This is a genomic window from Micromonospora sp. NPDC005299 (assembly GCF_042872345.1).
Taxonomy (GTDB): domain Bacteria; phylum Actinomycetota; class Actinomycetes; order Mycobacteriales; family Micromonosporaceae; genus Micromonospora.
In genome coordinates this window covers 46156-64270 of record NZ_JBIAKG010000011.1, presented here as the reverse complement: position 1 = coordinate 64270, position 18115 = coordinate 46156, and the positions used below count along the sequence as shown (strand labels likewise).

Genomic DNA, 18115 nt, shown 5'->3' with positions numbered 1-18115 from the left:
CCGAGTCAAACATTGAGCAGGCCAGCCGTTCCGCAGGTGAGCATGCCGAGGAGCGTACGAAGACGACCGCCGCTGGACAACACCGATCCTGACGGGTTCTGCCGACGACATGAGGCATTGCCGTCGGCCGGAAGGGCCATCCTTGGATGAGAAGCGCCGGCCGCGGGAGCACTTTCGTGGCCAGCGCGGAGCAGACAGCGGTGCCCACCGAGCCCCAGTTGGTCGAAGGCGTCCGCGTGAAGCCGCCGCCACAGTCCTCTGCCCGGGTCCGAACGACGATCCGGGTGTGCACGCTTCCCTTGGACACCCCAGATCCGGTGGGAGGTGCCGCCAGGCGCAACCGGTGGTCAGCACTGCACGGTCGCGGCGAATACTGGCCCAGGAGGCCACCGCCATACGGACGTCCAGGCGGCGATTTACCCCGCCTCGACAAGCCGGAAGGCTAGCACCAGCGAGAACAGTCCCTCCTGCTCGTCAGAGCAAACGGGTAGCGGGTACCTCGGTAGTTGCGGACTCGCCCAGCTCGAACTGGCAAGCTATCGCCTGTTCCCGGCATTCGTGGGCAAGACCCTGTCGATCCTCTGACTGGTCCAGATCCAGCGCAAGCGCATCGAAGGCCTGACGAGCCTTCCTGAAGCTGCCCGCAAGCACGTACAGGTTGGCGAGATCGAGTCGTAGAGCAATGTTCTCCTCAGTGGACCGTTCGACATCGGGAGCAGAGGTGAGGGCACCTTCCACTAACTCGGCCGCTTGCACGAACCGTTCGTTCTCGGCCAGCTCCTGCACCTGCACCCGCAACTCAGCCAGCGCCTGGGAGGATGTCTGCGACGGCACGGAAACTGCGGGGGTCGAAGAAGCAGGACCGGTCGGCCGAGCCCTCCGGGCAGTCAAGACTCCCGCGCTGACCTCGTCGAGGAAAGGCGTAATGAGCTGCTGGACCTTCGCAGCCGATGCCGGCCTCTCGGACGGGTCTTTGGCCAGAAGGCAGAACAGGAGATGCGCCAAGTCGTCGGGCACGTCCGATCGGTATTCGGTGACGACTGGGATCGGTGACTGCATGTGACGGCGCAGCATGTCAGGGGCGTTCTTGGCCTCGTACGGCGGCCGTCCGGTGAGCATCTCGAAGAGGATGCATCCGAGTGCATACAGGTCGGCACCCGGGCCGACAGCACCGCCTGAGGCCTGTTCCGGCGCGATGTAGGCGGGAGTGCCCAGTGTGTGACCCGTGACCGTCAAGCGAGATTGTTCGGCCGGACCCAGCAGCGCGGCGACGCCGAAATCGAGGACCTTGACTGCTCCCGAGGGTGTGATCATGAGGTTCTGGGGCTTAAGGTCGCGGTGTACCAGCGAGGCGGCGTGAGCGGCAGCGAGCACGGAGCAGACCTGTGCGGCGATCGAAGCCGACTCCCCGACGGCGAGCTGCTCCTGCTCCGCGATGAGGTCGGCTAGCGGATATCCGCGGACAAGCTGCATGACGATGTAGAGGTCGTCGGCGTGCTGACCCAGGTCGTGAACCGTCGGCACTCCCGGGTGGTCGAGTCGGGCTGTCGCCCCGGCTTCCCGCCGGAAGCGCCTGACCGCGACGTCTCGCTCGTCCTCCGGCACCTCCATCTGCCGGAGGAACTTGACCGCCACCGGCCGGTCGAGTCGCTCGTCGAAGCCCGCCCAGACCTGGCCCATCCCGCCACGCCCGATCGGGTACGTCAGCTCGTACCGGTCGCCGATGCGGTCCCGCGCCTGCACCTCTGGCCTCCCCTCGTCGCATGCCGGCCCCTGCCCGAACAGAGGCCGGCACTCACGTTAGCTGTCGCTGCACGAGACGGGCGGTCAGGAACGGGCTGGGCGTGCCGTGCCAGAACACCGCCAGCTCGTCGCGGGGCCGGGTGGCGGCCACGAACAGCAGGGACCGGTCCCGTTGGCGCTCGCGCTGGTAGCGCTTGGGATCGGTGTCCCGGTAGCGGCTGATCATCTGCCGGGGCACGAGGCCATCGCTGACCGCGGCGATGATCATCCGCTGGTACTCAAGGCCCTTGAATCGGTGCATGGTGCCGACGTGGATGCCGTCGGGCTGCTTCGGACCGTCCGGCCCGATCTCCACGGCCGACAGTCCGTCGGCGTCCAGTCGGCTGATCACGTCGGCCGCGAGTTCCCTCGTGGGGACGCAGATGGCGACGGATCCGTCGGTGGGGTTGCCCCAGGTGTGCAGTTGCTCGGCGATCAGGTCACGCTCCTGCGCCCAGGTAGCCGCGCCCCGGAACACCGGCCGGCCGCCTCGCAGCAGGGACCGATAGCCGGCGAGGTCTTCTTCGCCGCCGTCGAGGTCGTCGTACACCTCCCCGGTCATGATCTGGAGCGCGTCGGCCAGGATCTGACGGGTGGTCCGGTAGCTGAGCGTAAGGCGGGACGAACGGCCACGGATGTTGATGCCGAGGCTGCTCAGCGTCACGTGGTTGTCGTAGATGCGCTGGTGGGTGTCGCCGGTCAGGAACATGTCGTCCGGTCCGGGGATGACCATGGCGCGCAGCATCTTCCAGTGGGCGGCACTGAGGTCCTGCGCCTCGTCGACCACGATGTGGCGGTAGCGCGGGCGGTGGAAGCCGCCGGAAGACTCGGTGGAAGCGGCTGCGCGGTCCATCTCCAGGCGCGCTGCCCGCTGGGCCACCTGGCGCCAGGTCCAGACACCGCGACTCTCGAGCCACGTGGTGAAACGCTCGGTCAACTGCCAAATCTGGTCCCGCTCGACCCGGGTCAGGCTCCGGCCACGGTTGGGGCGACGTGCCTTGAAGTACTCGGTCCGGGAGTTGAGCACCTGACCGAGGATCACCTGGGTCCACTCGGCGGTTAGGAACTCCGCGTCCCAGCGGGACTCGCCGGTCTCGAGGAGGAACTCGCTCCACAGCTCGGAGACCCGGTTGTCGTCGACCACCCGCCGGCTACCACCCGCCTTCGCCTCGGTCACGACCCGGCTGGCCAGGCGGTCGATGTTGACGATGTCGACGCGCGCCACCAGCTCCTGGCCGCCGAGGGCCAGCAGCCGGGTCCGCAGGTCGGCGGCGAGGTTGCGGTTGAAGGTGGTAAGCAGGATGGGCTTGTCCGTGCCGGGCGGCAGTTGCCGGGCGAGGTGCGCGACTCGGTGCAGCGCGACGATGGTCTTGCCGGTGCCGGGACCGCCGCCGACCCGCGCGGGGCCGTTGTACTTCTTCTCGACGAGCTTGCGCTGAGTTGGATGCAGGAAGATCTGCCACCGCTCGAAGGCCTCGCCGATGATCGCCTGCAGCGCCTCGTCGTCCGAGGTCACCTGTGTGGCGGGGCGTTGCACCGCCGCTTCGAAGTCCTCCGGGTCGACCGGCTCGTCGGCGCGTACCGGGTCGGTGACCTGCTGGAGCACCTCGTCGTACCGGGTGCCGTCGAAGAGCGCGAACAGGACGTCGGTGGTGAGCTGCGGTGCCCGGTCGAGTAGCTCCAGCAGTTCGGCTTCGGTGGTGAGTTCCCGGATCTGCGGCAGCAGCGGCTCGGAGACGCCTAGTTCCAGCAGCTGTGCGTCGGTGTACGTGTCGAAGAGCGGTTTCTGGGCAGGCTGCGGGTCGGCGTCCGGCGGCACGACACGGCCGATGATGCTGTCGCCGACGGGCGCGAGGTCGACGACTTCGATGCCACCGGTGACCCGGTTGATCCGGTACGCGTACCGAGACAGGTCGTCGTACACCTCGCCGCGATGCTTGACCGCGACGAGCAGGTAGTCGCGGTCGGCGATATGCAGAAGCAGCGCCCGGTAGTCCTTGTTCACTCGGGCCGACATCAGCCGGGAGTCGCTGTTGAGCGCCTTGAGGTTGAGGCCCGGGTTCTCCGGGTTGTGTCGGAACTTGTGCATGAACTCGTAGACCGCGCCGATGTCCGCGCGGGTGAGCTTCATGACCTCCTTGTCGGCGCGGTCCAGCATCCGCAGGATGGCTCCGGTGCTCATCAGCTCTCTCCCCCACTCGTCCCCGTGAGCTGTGCTGTCAGCTCTTCAACCGACCATCCGCGCGCGGTCCGCGCGTGCCAGCCCGCCTCGGCGTACGCCCGGTCGCGATCTTCCGTTTCTGGATCGTCGGGCCGGCCGGTGAGCACGATGGCGATCCGCCGATCCGGCCAGGCGAGCTCCGCGGGCCACGCCTGGTCGCCCAGTTCGTAGCCGACGACCGGTGCGGGCAGGTTCTGCCGCGCGAGCTGCTGTACGAGAAGCTCCAGCGTGTCCTCGTCACGGTCCATGTACTGCAGGACCTCATGCCAAGGCGACTCGTCGTCGACCGGCTCCGGGTCGGCTGGCACCTGCTGCGGCGCGACGCCGAGCCAGGTGGCGGTTTCCTCGTCCAACGGCAGCGCCCGCTGGGCCAACACGAGTCCGGTGCCTTCGGTGACCGCCATCGACGCGGGATCGAAGGTGCCCAGGGTGGAGTTCGCGAGCTGGCCGGCGTCACCGCCGCCGTTGGCGAGGAACTGGATGACGTTGCCCCAGGCGAGCCAGGCCGCCCAGCGCTCCTTGTGTCCCTCGCCGGCAACCGCAGCCGGCAGATCGTCGACGACGGTGAGCGCCGACCACGTGGGCAGAGGCTTGCTGCGGCTGTCGACGACCACCGTTACGGGACAATCTGCGTTGTCACGCGCGCGGCCGACGATGATGTGGCGTTGCGGCGAGGGCGCAGGCAGCGGCTCGCCGCGCAGCGAGGCGAGCAACCGATCACCGACACCAGCGGAGTCGGTGGGGCTGTTGTCACGGGCCTGCTTGAGCATGCCCGCCAGAGTCGCCTCCGCTCGGCGCTGCCAGCGGACGAGGTCCGGGTCGGCGAGGAAGCGCATCAGCTGCTCGATCGGGTTGGTCCAGATCGCCTCCTCCAGCTCGTCCGGATCCGCGCCGGGGAGGAACTGCCGATACCGCTCCCGCGCCGTCTGCTTGCAGACCCCGCCGTACGGCGTCCAGCGCCCCTGCCCTTCAGCGCTCCCCCAGGTCTTGACGTCGTCCCAGGTGGAGGCGAAGACCAGGTAGCCGTGAGCACGCAGCCGGGCGCGCTTCTCGGCATCGTCGGCGAGCCGGTTGTACTGCGAAGAGGCGTGGTACTTGAACCCGTCGAGGTAGACGGCCACCTCCGGCGCCGGCGCGTCGAGGCGCTTGAAGTGCACATCAGGTCGGGTGCCCTTGACCGTGTTCTGCAGCTTCATCTGCCAGTGCGTGACGCTCTGCCCGCCGTCCCGGACGAACCTCAGGTCGGCGATGCGGGCGCCGTCGTGGTCCCGGCGTCGGTCGATTCGCAGCCCGGAGCCCGGCGTCTCGCCGAGGGCCAGCAGCTTGGTCAGGAACTGCAGCTCCAGTTCGCTCTCCACCTGGTGGATTAGCGAGATTTCATCGGTACGGGTGCCCTCCTCAACGCCCCAGCTGTCCAGGAGCTTGTCGAGCATGCCCAGCGCCTCGTCCCTGCTCATGAGGGCGAAGTGCTCGTTGCGGGCATAGCGCAGAAGGCAGCGGTGGCAGACGGGCTTGGCCTCGTGCCGGCAGTCGCAGTCGACGATGCGCTGCCGGGCCAGCTCCAGGACCGCCCGGAACTCGTCCGGCTTGGCGAGACGGTGCAGATATCCCGTGCCCTGCGGCTGGGTGTCGTAGACGACCACGAAGTTGCGGGTGCCCTCGCTGTGCCCGTCGGGCATCGTGGCCGGGACGGCCTGCAGGTGGGCCGGCTCGCCGCCGTACTGGGCCGCGATGCCGAGCCGGATCGCGGCGGCGAAGGACAGCAGCCGCTCCTGCACCATCGCGGTCGCCGCCGGGATGAGGATGCGCAGCGCTTCGGTCTCCAGCTCGTGGGCCAGGATCAGATCCACGTGGCTGTTCGGGCCGGCCGCCGAACGCCGGTACGGGCACCACGGCAGGTGGTGCTCCGCGCCCTGGACTACGGTCGTGCCGGAGGCCTGCGCGGCGAGCTGCTGGCTGGCCGCCGGAGTGCCATCCACCGTGGTGCCACCGCATGAGGTGCAGGTGTGGAACCGGTTGATCCGCACCTCCTCGCCAGCGAAGAGTTCGGCGGTCCGGTCGTAGCGCTGGGCGCCGAGGTTGAAGCGGCGGATCATTGCGTGCCGGCTGTAATCGACGCCGAAGGTGTCGCGGGCGTGCCGCCACGACGACTCGACCTTGGCGGGGTCGATGTCGACCGCGACGCTGGTGGCGTAGAAACGGCGGTCCCGGTCATCGCTGTCGTCCCGGATCCGGGCGTCGTCGCGCTTGTCCCGGCTGTAGACCCGCGTCGGCTGGAGCACCTGGAACAGCCGGCCGTGGTCGGCGATGCCCCCGTCCTCGCAGCGCGGGCACGCGCTGGTGTCCTCCTTGGCCAGGTGGGTGCGCACGTACCCGCACTGGGCACAGACCCGCCACTGCTCATAGGCGGGCCGATCGGCCGGGCCGATGTCGAGGCCGGAGATCTCGTGCTTGTAGCCCCGCACGTAGTAGCTGTTGCCGGGGGCGATCTCGACGAGGGCTGGGCGGGCGGGGCGGGCGTACTCGCGCAGTTCACTATGGAAACGGCGGTCGCCGTCGGTCTGCTCCTCCCAGGTCAGGGTGGCTTCGAGGTCGGTGCGGCTGTCGATGAGCGCGTAGTTCGGCAGCAGCCCGAACTCGACCAGGGTGCCGTGGGCAGCGGCGGCGCTGACCTCCCGCAGCCGGCGGCGGACCGCGCCTTCCTCCGCCTTGAGCATCTTGATCTCGCGGGCGTGGTCCGGGTCGCTAGGCACCAGGGTGCCGCGGGCCTTGGCGATCTCCTGGAGCCGGCGCCGCAGGTCGGCCAGCCGTTCCTCCCAGGTCTCGTCGGCCTCCTTCACCCGGTGCACGATGCCGTCCACCGCGAACTCTCGAAGCTGGTCGGAGGCGGCCCGCAGAACCTTGTCACCGAACAGCGTCAGAAAGTCCTCCACCAGCCGGGCCCCGTCGCGCCGGCCAGCTTCCGCGAGGTTGGTGAGCCAGCCGCTCGGGCCGAAGAGCACGTGCGCCCGCCGGGGCATCGGCAGCACCCCGGGCAGCCGGCCGCGCGCAGCCAGGTCGATCAGGTGCGCAAGGTACTGCCGGCGCAGGATCTCCACGGCGGAAAGGAAACAGCCGGGTGGCACGATCTGCCCCGCGATCATGTCCCTCGGCTCGGTCAGGTAGTAGCGGTCCCGCTCGCTGCGGCCGACCAGGGTGAGGACGAGCGCGTTGCCGCTCTTGCGGCCAGCCCGACCGGCCCGCTGCACGTAGTTGGCCGGCCCCTGCGGGAGCGACGCCAGCACGACCGCGGAAAGCGCCCCGATGTCGATACCCATCTCCAGGGTCGGCGTGCAGGAGAGGACGTTCGGATCTGTATACCGCTCCCCTTGGCGGAACTGCTGCTCGACGGTTTCCCGCTGGACACGGGTGAGCATGCCGGTGTGTTCGCCGGTCACCACGCGGAAGACGTCGCTCTCCAGGTAGAGCCGCCGGTAGTAGTCGTCGGGTGCGGTGTCGTCGTGGGCGGGCTGCAGCCGCCCGCGGCAGCGGTACTGCCGGCAGGGCTGGCCGATCCAGTCGGCGACCCGGTCGGGATGCTCGGTCTGCTGCCAGTGGCAGGTGTCGCAGCCGACTCCAGCCAGCACGGCGGCGGTGTCGTCGAGCCGGGTGACGCGCAGGTGGCCGGGCATCAACCCGTACACCTGGTTGTTGTCCTCGGTTTCGCCGGCGGCGACAATGCCGGCGGCGGCCAGGGCCGGTAGCAGCCGGCCGAGGTAACTGCCGGCGTCGCCGAGGTCCAGGCCCAGGCAGCGGAAGGTCCAGTCCTGGTACCAGTTGCCGCGGGCGGTAATCGCGTCGAACTCGGAGCGGGACTTCGGCGTCGCGAGCAGGAACGCGGGCGCCGAAACCCCCCTCGGGAAGGCGGGCATCCCGGCCGGGCGACCGCCCCACACCTGCCACCGGGTGCCGCCCCGCTTCAGGTACGGCGCCAGCCACTCGTGGTAGACGGCGCCGCGCGTCCGCAGCCGTTCCAGCAGGCCGCGAAGGAAGGCGAGGTAGCGGGCGTCGTCGGGCGGCGTGCCGCCCAACTGCCAAGGGCCGGTCAGGTGTACGTCCCGGCAGATCGCGGCGGCCTTGGCGGGGTCGTCGAGGGCGACCTCGACGGCGACGCTGCGGGTCAGGTCCAGGGTGCGCCCCTGGCGGGAGCGCAGCCCGGTCTCCATCACGGTGGCGAACACGAGCCGCTCGCTGATCAGCGACCAGGTCTCCCGGCTGCCGGTGTGCTCTCGCGCGAGCAGAGCGTCGACTCCCGGCTGGTCGTGCAGGTCGGGCGGGACGACGGTGGAGAGGATCTCCGGCCGCGCCGCCGCCTCGATCATCTCGGCGAGGAGGTCGTCCAGCCCGACCGGCTGCCCCGGGTGCAGCCGGCTGGCGAGCAGAGAGCGCAGAGAGAACGTATACGAGCGGTTGGCGACGAAGCCGGCGCGGTGCGCGGCGTCCTGCACCGAGTCGTTGAAGAGCAGCGTCTTCTTCTCGCGCTCGTCCAGCTCGCCGCCGGTGAAGAGCTGGGTGATCGTCACCGAGGCGAGGGTGGCCAGGCCGGCGCCGAGGAAGCGGATGCCGTGGTCCATCTGACAGGACGGGCAGCGGTCCTTCTCGGCCGCGTCGATGGCGAGGATGTCTCCGAGCACGACGATCGCGTCCTCACTCGGCTTCCGGTCCCGGTGCTCGTCAAAGGGGCGCACCCGCCGGCCGTACTCCAGGATCAGCAGGCCGCCGGAGCGCTGCCGGATCTCGTCGTCGGTCGCTGCGATCAACGCGCGGACGCGGCGCTTGTCCCGGCCGACGCTGGCCCGGTAGATCTTATCCGGGTCGATCTCCAGCTCCTGCGGGTCCTTCTCCGGCGACAGCGCCATCCAGCCGGACCGTCCGCAGTGCCGGCAGTAGATGGCGGGCAGGCGCGGGTAGCGGTTGTCGGCGACCACGACGTCGGCATCGGGTGCGTACGGGTCGAGCTCGCGGGGCGGTTCGCCGTACCAGCCGAAGGCGGGCTGGTGGGAGGTGCCGCGCAGCAACCGGGAGACGGCTCGTACCCACAGGTGGGTCTCAATGTTGAGCAGCGGCCGGCCCGGCGCCTGCGGATTCTGCGCCATCGAGAGCAGGCCGACGAAACGGGCGAGCGCCTTCGCGGTGACCTCGGGGCGGGTCTTCATGGCGCTGCCCCAACCGGTGGCGTTTTTCCGGGGTAGCACGTCGATGATCTCGTCGAGGGTGCACGGCCGCGCCTGGAGCGAGTCGAGCACCGCCTTGGTCAGCGGGTGCTGGCGGAGCAGCCCACCGAGGCGTTCCGGGTTGTCGAGGCAGGGCTCACCGACCACCAGCTCGGCGACCTCGGCCATCATCCGCTCGGGGTCCCGGTCGTCGACGGCGGCGAGCTGCTCCGGGCTGGGCAGCGGCAGGCTGAAGTCCTGGTGGACCATGAACTCGCCCGGCTCGTAGCGGTCCTCCCCCACCAACGACTCGGCGTCGAAGGCGACGCCGAACACCTGCTCGGCGACCTCACGGATGGCCGTACGGCCGTCCCGGCCGCCGCCCTCGCCGAGGGTGGCGGAGGTGGCGACCGGGCAGATCGGGCCCAACGGCCGGTCCGGCTCGTCGAGGCAAAGCGCGGCGGCGAGCCGGCGGAGCAGCATCGCCACGTCGGTGCCCTGCGCGCCGTCGTAGGTGTGGAACTCGTCGAGCACCACGTACGCCGGCTCGGCTTCCTCCCAGAGCGGAAGGTCGTCGGCGCGCTGGAGCAGCAGGTCCAGCATCTTGTAGTTGGTGATCAGGATGTCCGGCGGGGTCCGGCGCATCTCCGACCGCTTGGTCATCACGTGCTGGTACTCGATGGCCGCAACGTCGCCGATGTAGAGGCCGGCGGTGACCCCGCTGAGCGCCGGATCGGCTAGCAGCTCGTTGATGCGCTGCGTCTGGTCAGTCGCGAGGGCGTTCATCGGGTAGAGCAGGATTGCCTTGATGCCGGGCTTCCCCTGCTGCCGCTGCCGGCGGCAGTGGTCGACCACGGGGATCAGGAACGACTCGGTCTTGCCGGAACCGGTGCCAGTGGTGATCAGCGTCGGCTCGGCCGCCTTTCCCCTGGTCGACAGCCGGGCAAACGCCTTCGCCTGGTGCAGGTAGGGGGTGAAGTCAGCCGGGGCCCATTCCAGGCACGCCCGCCAGTGCCCCTCCGCCGGGCGGAAGGGGGTGCGGATCCGCAGATACGGACCGCGAAAGATGCCCTGCTCCGGGTGGGATAGGAAGCCTTCCAGGCCCTGGCGTACGCCCTCTTCGGTCAGCCCGAAGGTGGTGGTCAGGTATTGGGTGAGGTTCCGACGTAAGGTGTCGGCGGCGATGCTTGGCCTCACGACGGCTGCCAGCCAGCGTCGACGGCGTCCTGTAGGCGCTTACTGAAGACGGCGTGCGCCTGCCGGTATTCGCTCTCCCGATCCACTTTGTAAAACGGCGCGATATACCCCTCCGGCACCGGATTCCGCTCCGGATCGGCCGCGTACTTTGCTAGTTGCACAAAAGTCTCAGGCCGCTGCCGCCGCCCCCAAACGATTCGGTCCGCCGCGATCTTCCGTCCGTCAGCATCAAAAAACATATCAGCCTCATACTTTGCAAGCGTGCCATACCTAGATCGGTATATCGCCAACAGCGAATCAACGCTCATACCAAGCCACACTGCCACCAGGGCGTCAATCTCCACCAACGCCGCTCGTCGCGACAACTCATTGCGAAACGGTGCGGACGGTGACCAACGCTGGGCCACATTGCCGAGCGGCATGGAGACAGGCCATGGCAAGGCCCATTCCTCTTGCCGCCAAGAGTCCGAGTACAGGCTTTCCCAAAGCCGTTCATAGCTCACAGTTAAAGCGTTCAGCCTGAGCGCACGAAGCAGAAGCGCAGACTGCAAGGGGTGACCTTCGTTGGGCACCGGCATAACGAGGGCCTCGGCGCGACTCATGTGATCTCTGCCAGTTACTCTTAGCAAGTAGTCTAGAGGCATCGCCGACCAAAATCCGGCAATTAGCGCGGTCCGCAAATCGCTTTCCATCGCCATACTTCGGACGGCATGAACATGGCTTGGTCCTGGCGGAAGCAGCGCGACGAAAAGACTCCTCTCATTCTCCGCCTTGGTCATCTCGCGCCAAAAGACGCGATAGAAATCAGTGCAAAGACGGGTACTGCCACCAGCATCAGGCCACTTGTCAAGTTTGCGCTCATATGCATCTCGCAGTCCTGATGGAAGATACTTAGTAGCAGGCAGAAAGTCCTCTGGAAGCACTTCAAGATCTACCGGTTGATCAAAGTTCCCTGTGTGCGGCTCCTGCTTTGCGAATGGGGTAGCCAACGCGAAGTTCGGGCCCTTGAGGATCACCTCTTTCCAGTTAGACCGGCGCCCAACACTCTCACAGAAGTAACCCGCCGCCTTGTCGGTCCGCTCATTCAGGCCAGAGCTAATGGAGGCCCTGCAATCCCGCAACCTCGGCGCAGCCTCAGCCAACACTTCCATTGCCGCATTCTCCGCAGTTGTAACAGGATGAAGAAGCGGCGTCTCGTCAACCGGCACTTCGCCCAAATTCAGAAGCCGCCGCCACGTTTCGAGGCGAGCAACATCAACATGGACTAGGCGTTCTTTATGAGGTCTACGGTCCCAGCCCCGGCCATTCTTGATACCCGGAAGATCACCACGTCCGTCATGTTCGAGCGACGCCATAAAGGTTTCGACCGAGTACAACTTGCTGGCATGAATGAAGGAGACCGCTGCAGGGGTTCCGTAGATGTTTAGGCCGAACTCTTGCTTCCTACCTACGGGATGCGCAAATGCCCAGTTAGATACGTTGACGAAGCTTCCATGTATCCGCAGGCGCCGGTACGCCTCCGGGCGAAGGGCCCCCTCCTGAGGCCCACTGAGGTGCGTGTCAGGATGAAGCAAGCCCGAAATGCCCGCCGGGGCCGCATTCCGCCATACCTGAACGATGAAGCAACGATAGAAGTCGGCCCGCGCAGCGCCCAGAACCTCATAGCAAATTGGGGACCCCGTGAAGGCCGCGTGGCCGCCAATCACCGCACGTTCACTGAGGTAGAACTGGCGCGTGCCGGTGTTCCCCAACAAGTCACGCCTACGCTGGGCGTAGATCTCCCAGTCGACATCCTCGACAATCATGAACCATGGGTCAACCTCAGCCAGCACAGAGCTATCCAGCCAATCGGGTCTGACCCACGGCGGGTTGCCCACCTGAAGATCGAAGCCGCCTCGCGTGAAAGCCTGGGCGAAGGTGAGTTCCCAGTGAAAGAAGCCCTGCTGGTCGGCGATCTGGTCGGCGGCGAGGAGCCAGGGAAACCGGTCGGAGAGCGTCCAGGGCGCGTCGACACCAATGATGCCGTCGAGCTTCTGCTCGAAATCGCTCATCTCGCTCAGGCTCGTGAGCTTCCGGCCGTAGAACCGCTCGGTGCTCTCGTCCAGGTCACTGCGACCGATGAGCGCTTCGGCAAAGGTGAGCCAGTCGTCAAGGTTGGTCAGCGTCACCTGCCGGCGAAGTTGCTCCGCCACGCTCATCCGGCGGGTGCCGGTCGCCTTGGTCGGCAGCTTCATCTGCTGCGGCTGCACGTTCCCGTAGAGGTCCGCGACCTCGTAGGCGGCCGGTTCCTCGTACGCAGGCACGTCCTTTACGTGCGACACCTGGACGGGCTCGGCCGGGTATGCCGGGTGGGAGCCGTCGAGCAGGCCGACCTTGTCGAGCGGCCAGAACCACAGCGCACACCACACGTCCATCAGCGTCTTGAGCCGCCAGTATGGCGTGCCGGGCGCGGTCAGGTCGGCGAGGATCTTCTCCCGAGGCACCGCGTCGCGCACCTCAGGCAGGTCGTCGGCGCCCCAGACCTTGATTTCGCGGCGGATCTCCCGCTCGGAGATGGCGAGCCGCTGCTGCACGAGGCCCCAAAGGAACTCAACCCGCCGGGCGAGCGCCTGCAGCCGCTTGACCTGCGAGTTCTTCCCCTTGGCCGACGGCGCCCGCTTCATCGCCGTACGCCATGCCTTCAGCTTGGCGGTCTCCTCCGGTGCCAGCTCGCGGGCCTCCTTCTGCCCCGCAACCGCGCCCCACCCGTCGGCGGGGAGCAGGAAGTGATGGACGGTGCCCTCGTCGATTGGCCCGTCTCGGAACGGCTTCTCCATCGGAGCGGTGGAGAGCCACGACTTGTTGACGAGCTGATTTGGGTCGTAGAGCCTGCGACCGCAGCCGATGAGCGAATTGCCGCGTTGCAGGTGCAGGCCGAACCAGGGCGCCTGGAGGCCGGCATGCATGACATTGAGCCAGAGCGAGACCTCGGCCAGCTCGACGGCGGTGCGGTTGAGGTCGACGCCGTAGGAGTTGTGCAGGGCGATGTACGCCTTCACCCGCTGGAGTTCCAGGTGGTACTGCTCGGGGTCGAGCGTGACTTCGAGTTCCTTCTGGCGGCGGCGCAGGTACTCGGCGGCGACCTGGTTGATCGCCTCATTGAGGAACGCGCCGGAGCCGAGCGCCGGCTCGCAGATCGTCCAGTCCAGCAGATCCCGAGCCGGGGTTACCGTGCCGTCCTGGTCGAGGCGGTACTTGAGCGCGAGCTGGACGGTGACCTCGGTCAGCGACTGCGGAGTGTAGTAGGAGGCGCTGGTCTGCCGGTCCCGTCCGGCGAGCCGGTAAACGAACGCGCCGGGGGCGTAGCTGACGCGGCTGCGCACGCCGGTATACGGGTCCTCCTTGTATACGAAGACGCCATCCTCGTACTCCTCGGCCTTGGAGGCGGGGATCATCCACGAGCCGTCCTTGGGGTCGCCGTTCTTGGCGACCTCGTAGAGCTGCTCGGTGGCGACGAAGCCGGTGTAGGACATCAGGCCCTCGTAGACGGCGCCGAGCTGGTTGATGCCGAGCTGGGCGTACGAGATGAAGCCGCCGCGGCGTTTCTTGGCGCCCTTGGTGAGCATCAGCCGGCGCAGCACCTGGTAGAGGACCTTGTTGCGCAGTCGGGTGTCGATCTTCGGACCGTCGGGGTCATCGGGGTCGCTGCCCGGCTCGGCGATCAGCCGACCGATGAGCTTGGTCTTCTCCGGCAGGAACAGGTCCGAGCGCATCGGCTCGAAGCGTAGGCCCTCTCCCTCGCTGGCCTTGTCGTCGACTTCCGCGCCGCCGCGCGGCCGGTGGCCCCCGTTGACCATCCGGAAGAGCAGGTCGAGCGACTCGTGCAGGTGGAAGCCGCCCTCGGCGGAGGGGGCGAGCCGGCGGGAGACGAGGTCGCCGATGCGGGCGAGGCTGTAGCCCTGGACGTACTCGCGGTCGTTGACCGGGAGGACGCCCAGCTCGGGGCGGGCCTCGGCGTAGAGCAGGAAGAGGATCCGGTAGAGGTAGCGCAGGGACTCCCGGCCCAGCTCCTTGGCCAGCTCGTCGAGGTCCATCACCTGCTGCGGCTGGTAGCCGGTCTGCCTAATGCGGTCGAGAACCTCGTTGGCGATGAGTTCGACGGAGACCTTCAAGCCCTCGCGGAGTTCGCTGGAGACGCCGACGGCGTGCTGGCGGGAGCCGGCGACCAGGTCGGCGAGGGGATCGGTGCCGCCCTCGACGGGCGGGCGCAGCGAGTCGGCGCCGAAGAGGGCGGCGACGACGTCGTACTCCTTGTCGTCGTTGCGGCCGTAGGCGGTGTCGAGGCTGACGGCGAGGTACCGGCCCTCGCCCCAGGCGCCGCGGTCGGCCAGGGTGATGACGCCGCCGCTGAGGATGAGCACGTACCGAGGTGGCGTCTCGGCGGCGAAGAGCCAGGAGGCGAGCTTCGCGCCGGTGTCGATGGTCTCGTTCGCGGCCAGCGTGACCGGGTCGAGCAGTCGGCCGGCGTCGTCCGGATCCTGGGCGGCCTCGGTATCGACGGCCCAACCACAGTCGAGCGCCACGATGCCGTGCGCGGTGGTCAACTCGGCATGGGCCACCGTGATCTGGTGTTCCTGGCCGGCCCGCTCGACGGTGATGGTCTGCGGCTGCGGCTCGAACCCGAGCGCCTTAAGCAGCTCCTGGTGCAGCTTGCGCAGCCGCTCCGGGTCGAAGAACTCGTCGTCGGCCAGCTCGGTCTTGGCCTCGAAGTAGGGCCGGCGCAGGCCGCGCAGGCCGGTGCGAGGGGTCGGTTCGCCGGCCTTCTCCCGCTCGGTCCACTGCTTGAGCAGGCCGCCCTTGAGGGTGGTGGGCAGGATCTCGGCGAGGTAGTGCGCGGAGAGGTATTCGCCGCGGTTGGTCAGCGACTCGAAACTCATGCTGCACTCTCCGGGGACGGTACGAGGACGGCGAGCACCCGCAGCAGCGGGTCGCCGTCGGCTTCCAAGCGGTCAAGCAGGTCGTGCTGCTCCTGGACGGTGGCGTCAACACGCTGGCGGCGCTTCTCACGATGCGGCGCCGGCAACTCGTCGAAGAGACTGGCCTGCTGGAAGTGGGTCAGCTGCTGGCGGTACTTCCGTAGCGGCTCGGCGTTGGCCTCCGCCCACTCGGCGCGCTTGCCCTTGAGGTAATCCCGGGCGGCATCGACGGCCTGCGGCAGGAGCTGCCTCAACGGTTCGAGCGCGACAGCCTCCGCCCGGTTGACCATCGACGGTCCGACGTTGGCCTCACGAAGCACCTCGTCCATGGGCCGGATCTCGGGCGCTGCGGGTAGGCCGGAGACTGCCATCCACTGAACGACGGTCGGCTGGCCGAGGCGGTTGGCGTAGACGCCCTGGATCAGATAGGTCGGTGCGGCCACGTCGGCGGTGAGCACCGGGGCCTGCTGGCGGCCGAGGCGGATGAGGACCTTGTCGACCAGCCAGTCGACCATCGGGTGGACGTCGCTGAGGAAGGCGATCTCCGGCCACATCGGGGTCTTGCTCTGCCGGGCCTGGTCGAGCTTGCGCTGGGCGAGCTTGCGGTCGAAGGTGACCTTGAGCCGCAGGTCCTCACCCTCGCGGTGCGCGCGTAGATAGGAGCGGGGCAGGTCGGTGAGCCGGTGCACCAGGTCGTCAGGGGCGAGGAAGGTCAGCAGCTCGTCCTCGCGACGCAGGTCGATGTGGTCCTCGGGCCGGTCCTCATAGATCTCGTACAGGGCAGCGTCGACGAAATCCTGAGTAGAGGCGAAGAGCTTCGGCACCCGGGCCTGGGCGACGTCCGCCGCGACGGGGGCGGTGCCGACGTCGCCGAAGAGGTCGGCCATCACGTCGATCTCGGCGTGGGCGGCCTCGTAGGACTCGTCCACCGTCTTGCCGTTGAGCAGGTCGCGGACGAGCCGGTCCTCCTCGGCCTTGGCGTCGAACTGGCCGGTCGCGGCCTCCACGCTGCCGAGGCTGCGGTGGGCGTTCTCCTCCCGCTCGAGCAGCTTCTGGGAGACCGTACGGTCGTCCTTCGCGTCCTCGCGGTCGGAGTTGAGGATGAGCGCGCGGAACTGGGGCTGGTGCTTCTGGCCGTAGCGGTCGATACGGCCGTTGCGCTGCTCGATGCGGATCAGGCTCCACGGGATGTCGTAGTGGATCAGGTGGTGGCACTGCTGGTGCAGGTTCACACCTTCGGAGGCGACGTCGCCAGTGAACAGCAGCCGCACCTCGCTGCCGGCCAGCTCGAACTCCTGCAGGATCTTCTGCTCGTCCTGATCCGCGATGCCGCCGTGCAGGACCCGCACGGCGCTCGGCTTGAGACCGAGCAGGCCGGGGACCACCTCGGCAAGCCACTTGATGGTCGGCACCCGCTCGGAGAAGACCACCGCCCGGGTGTCGCTGCCCTTGCCGACGCCAATCTTCTTCAGCTCCTCAACCAGCTTCCGCAGCTTGCTGGAGTCGCGGTCGGTCATCGCGGAGGTCAGCTCCGCGAGCCGGTCCAGCGCCATCCGCTCGGTGCCGGCGGCCTTCTTCCGCCGGTTGGTCACCGTCTCGTGCAGTGCCCGGTGCGAGGAGAGGAAGGACTTCAACAGCGTGTACGGAAAGAGCCGGTGCTGGCCGGTGATCGCCTCGTCGGTCCACTTGCCCGCCAGCCACACGTCGGTCAGCTCGTCGAAAATCTGCTCCTCGAGCGGACTGGCCTGGCAGTGCAGCGCCTGGGACGGGCCACGGTCGGCCCACCGGTCGCCAATCTGGTCCCGTACCTCCGGGCTGATCTTGGTGCGTCGCAGGTATAGGTGGGCGATGTCCTTGGCGTCGTAGTCCTTCTCGTTGGCGATGGCCGCCGGGTCGAGCAGCGAGATCAGCTGGGCGAAGGACTCCCTGTTGCCGTTGTGCGGGGTGGCGCTGGCCAGCAGCAGCGCGTCGGTCTTCGCGGCGAGCCGGCGGGCCAGCTCATTGCGCTTGGTGCCTTTGTTGATGAGATTGTGCGACTCGTCGATGACGACGACGTCCCAGGTCGTGGCGTCGAGGTGGTGGCCGAACTGGCCGGCATCCTTGAGCGTGTCGACCGAGATGATGGCCCGCTTGAAGTAGGTGAACGGGTTGCGCCCGGCGGGGATCTCCTGCTGGATGCGCTGGATGCCGGTCGAGTCGAGCCGTACCAGCGGGATGGCGAACCGGGTCCAGAGCTCCCGCTGGAACTGCTCCAGCACCTGCTGGGGTGAGACAACCAGGATCCGGTCGCCCCGGCCCCGGCGGATCAGCTCGGCGAGGATCAGGCCGATCTCCAGGGTCTTGCCGAGACCGACCACGTCGGCGAGCAGGATCCGCGGCCGCAAGCCCGAGAGTGCCAGCTCGACCGGGCGCTGCTGGTAGGTCAGCGGGTCGAGCAGGAATCGGTCGGCCAGGGCCAGGCCGCGCTCGGTGCGGGGCAGCGGCGTACGCCGGAGCACCGCCTCCAGGAAGAGCCGGCTCTGCCGGAACCGGGACGAGGTGTCCGGGACCAGGACCGTTTCCTCGGGGCGCATTGCCTGGATCTCGTCCAGCGCGGTGAAGAAGGTCGCCTCGACGTCCTGCACGAACTCGGAGACGCCGACGGCCTTGATCATGGTGCGGTCCGCGGTGCCGGTCTTGACGCTGCGTACCAGCCACTCCTCGTCCCGGACGACGATGCGGGAGCCCGGGGCGAAGGTGGCGTCCTGGGAGGTGGTCATCGGTGGAGC

At 68.0% G+C, this 18115-nt stretch carries 5 protein-coding genes; all 5 read right to left on the bottom strand.

Annotation, left to right across the window (positions count from 1 at the left end; genetic code table 11):
• Positions 1-474: 474 nt before the first annotated feature.
• The 5 genes from ACFYPD_RS26615 to ACFYPD_RS26595 are packed head-to-tail and all read right to left on the bottom strand — an operon-like array spanning position 475 to position 18106.
• On the bottom strand, positions 475-1743 hold the full coding sequence (locus tag ACFYPD_RS26615; RefSeq protein WP_387118921.1) for a protein kinase: 1269 nt from the start codon (positions 1741-1743) through the stop codon (positions 475-477).
• 52 nt (positions 1744-1795) lie between these two features.
• Positions 1796-3964, bottom strand: coding sequence for a UvrD-helicase domain-containing protein (locus ACFYPD_RS26610; RefSeq protein ID WP_387118918.1), 2169 nt, complete (start codon positions 3962-3964; stop codon positions 1796-1798).
• Positions 3964-10392, bottom strand: a complete 6429-nt coding sequence (locus tag ACFYPD_RS26605) for a DEAD/DEAH box helicase (RefSeq protein WP_387118915.1) — start codon at positions 10390-10392, stop codon at positions 3964-3966. Before ACFYPD_RS26605 ends, ACFYPD_RS26610 begins: the two co-directional genes overlap by 1 nt.
• Positions 10389-15308 carry a class I SAM-dependent DNA methyltransferase gene (locus tag ACFYPD_RS26600; protein WP_387118912.1) on the bottom strand — a complete coding sequence of 1640 codons (4920 nt, stop codon included), beginning with the start codon at positions 15306-15308 and terminating at the stop codon, positions 10389-10391. Before ACFYPD_RS26600 ends, ACFYPD_RS26605 begins: the two co-directional genes overlap by 4 nt.
• Entirely contained in the window at positions 15305-18106 is a 2802-nt protein-coding gene (locus ACFYPD_RS26595) for a helicase-related protein (protein ID WP_387118909.1), read from the bottom strand. The genes ACFYPD_RS26600 and ACFYPD_RS26595 overlap by 4 nt, the downstream gene beginning before the upstream one ends.
• Between the last annotated feature and the right edge of the window lie 9 nt (positions 18107-18115).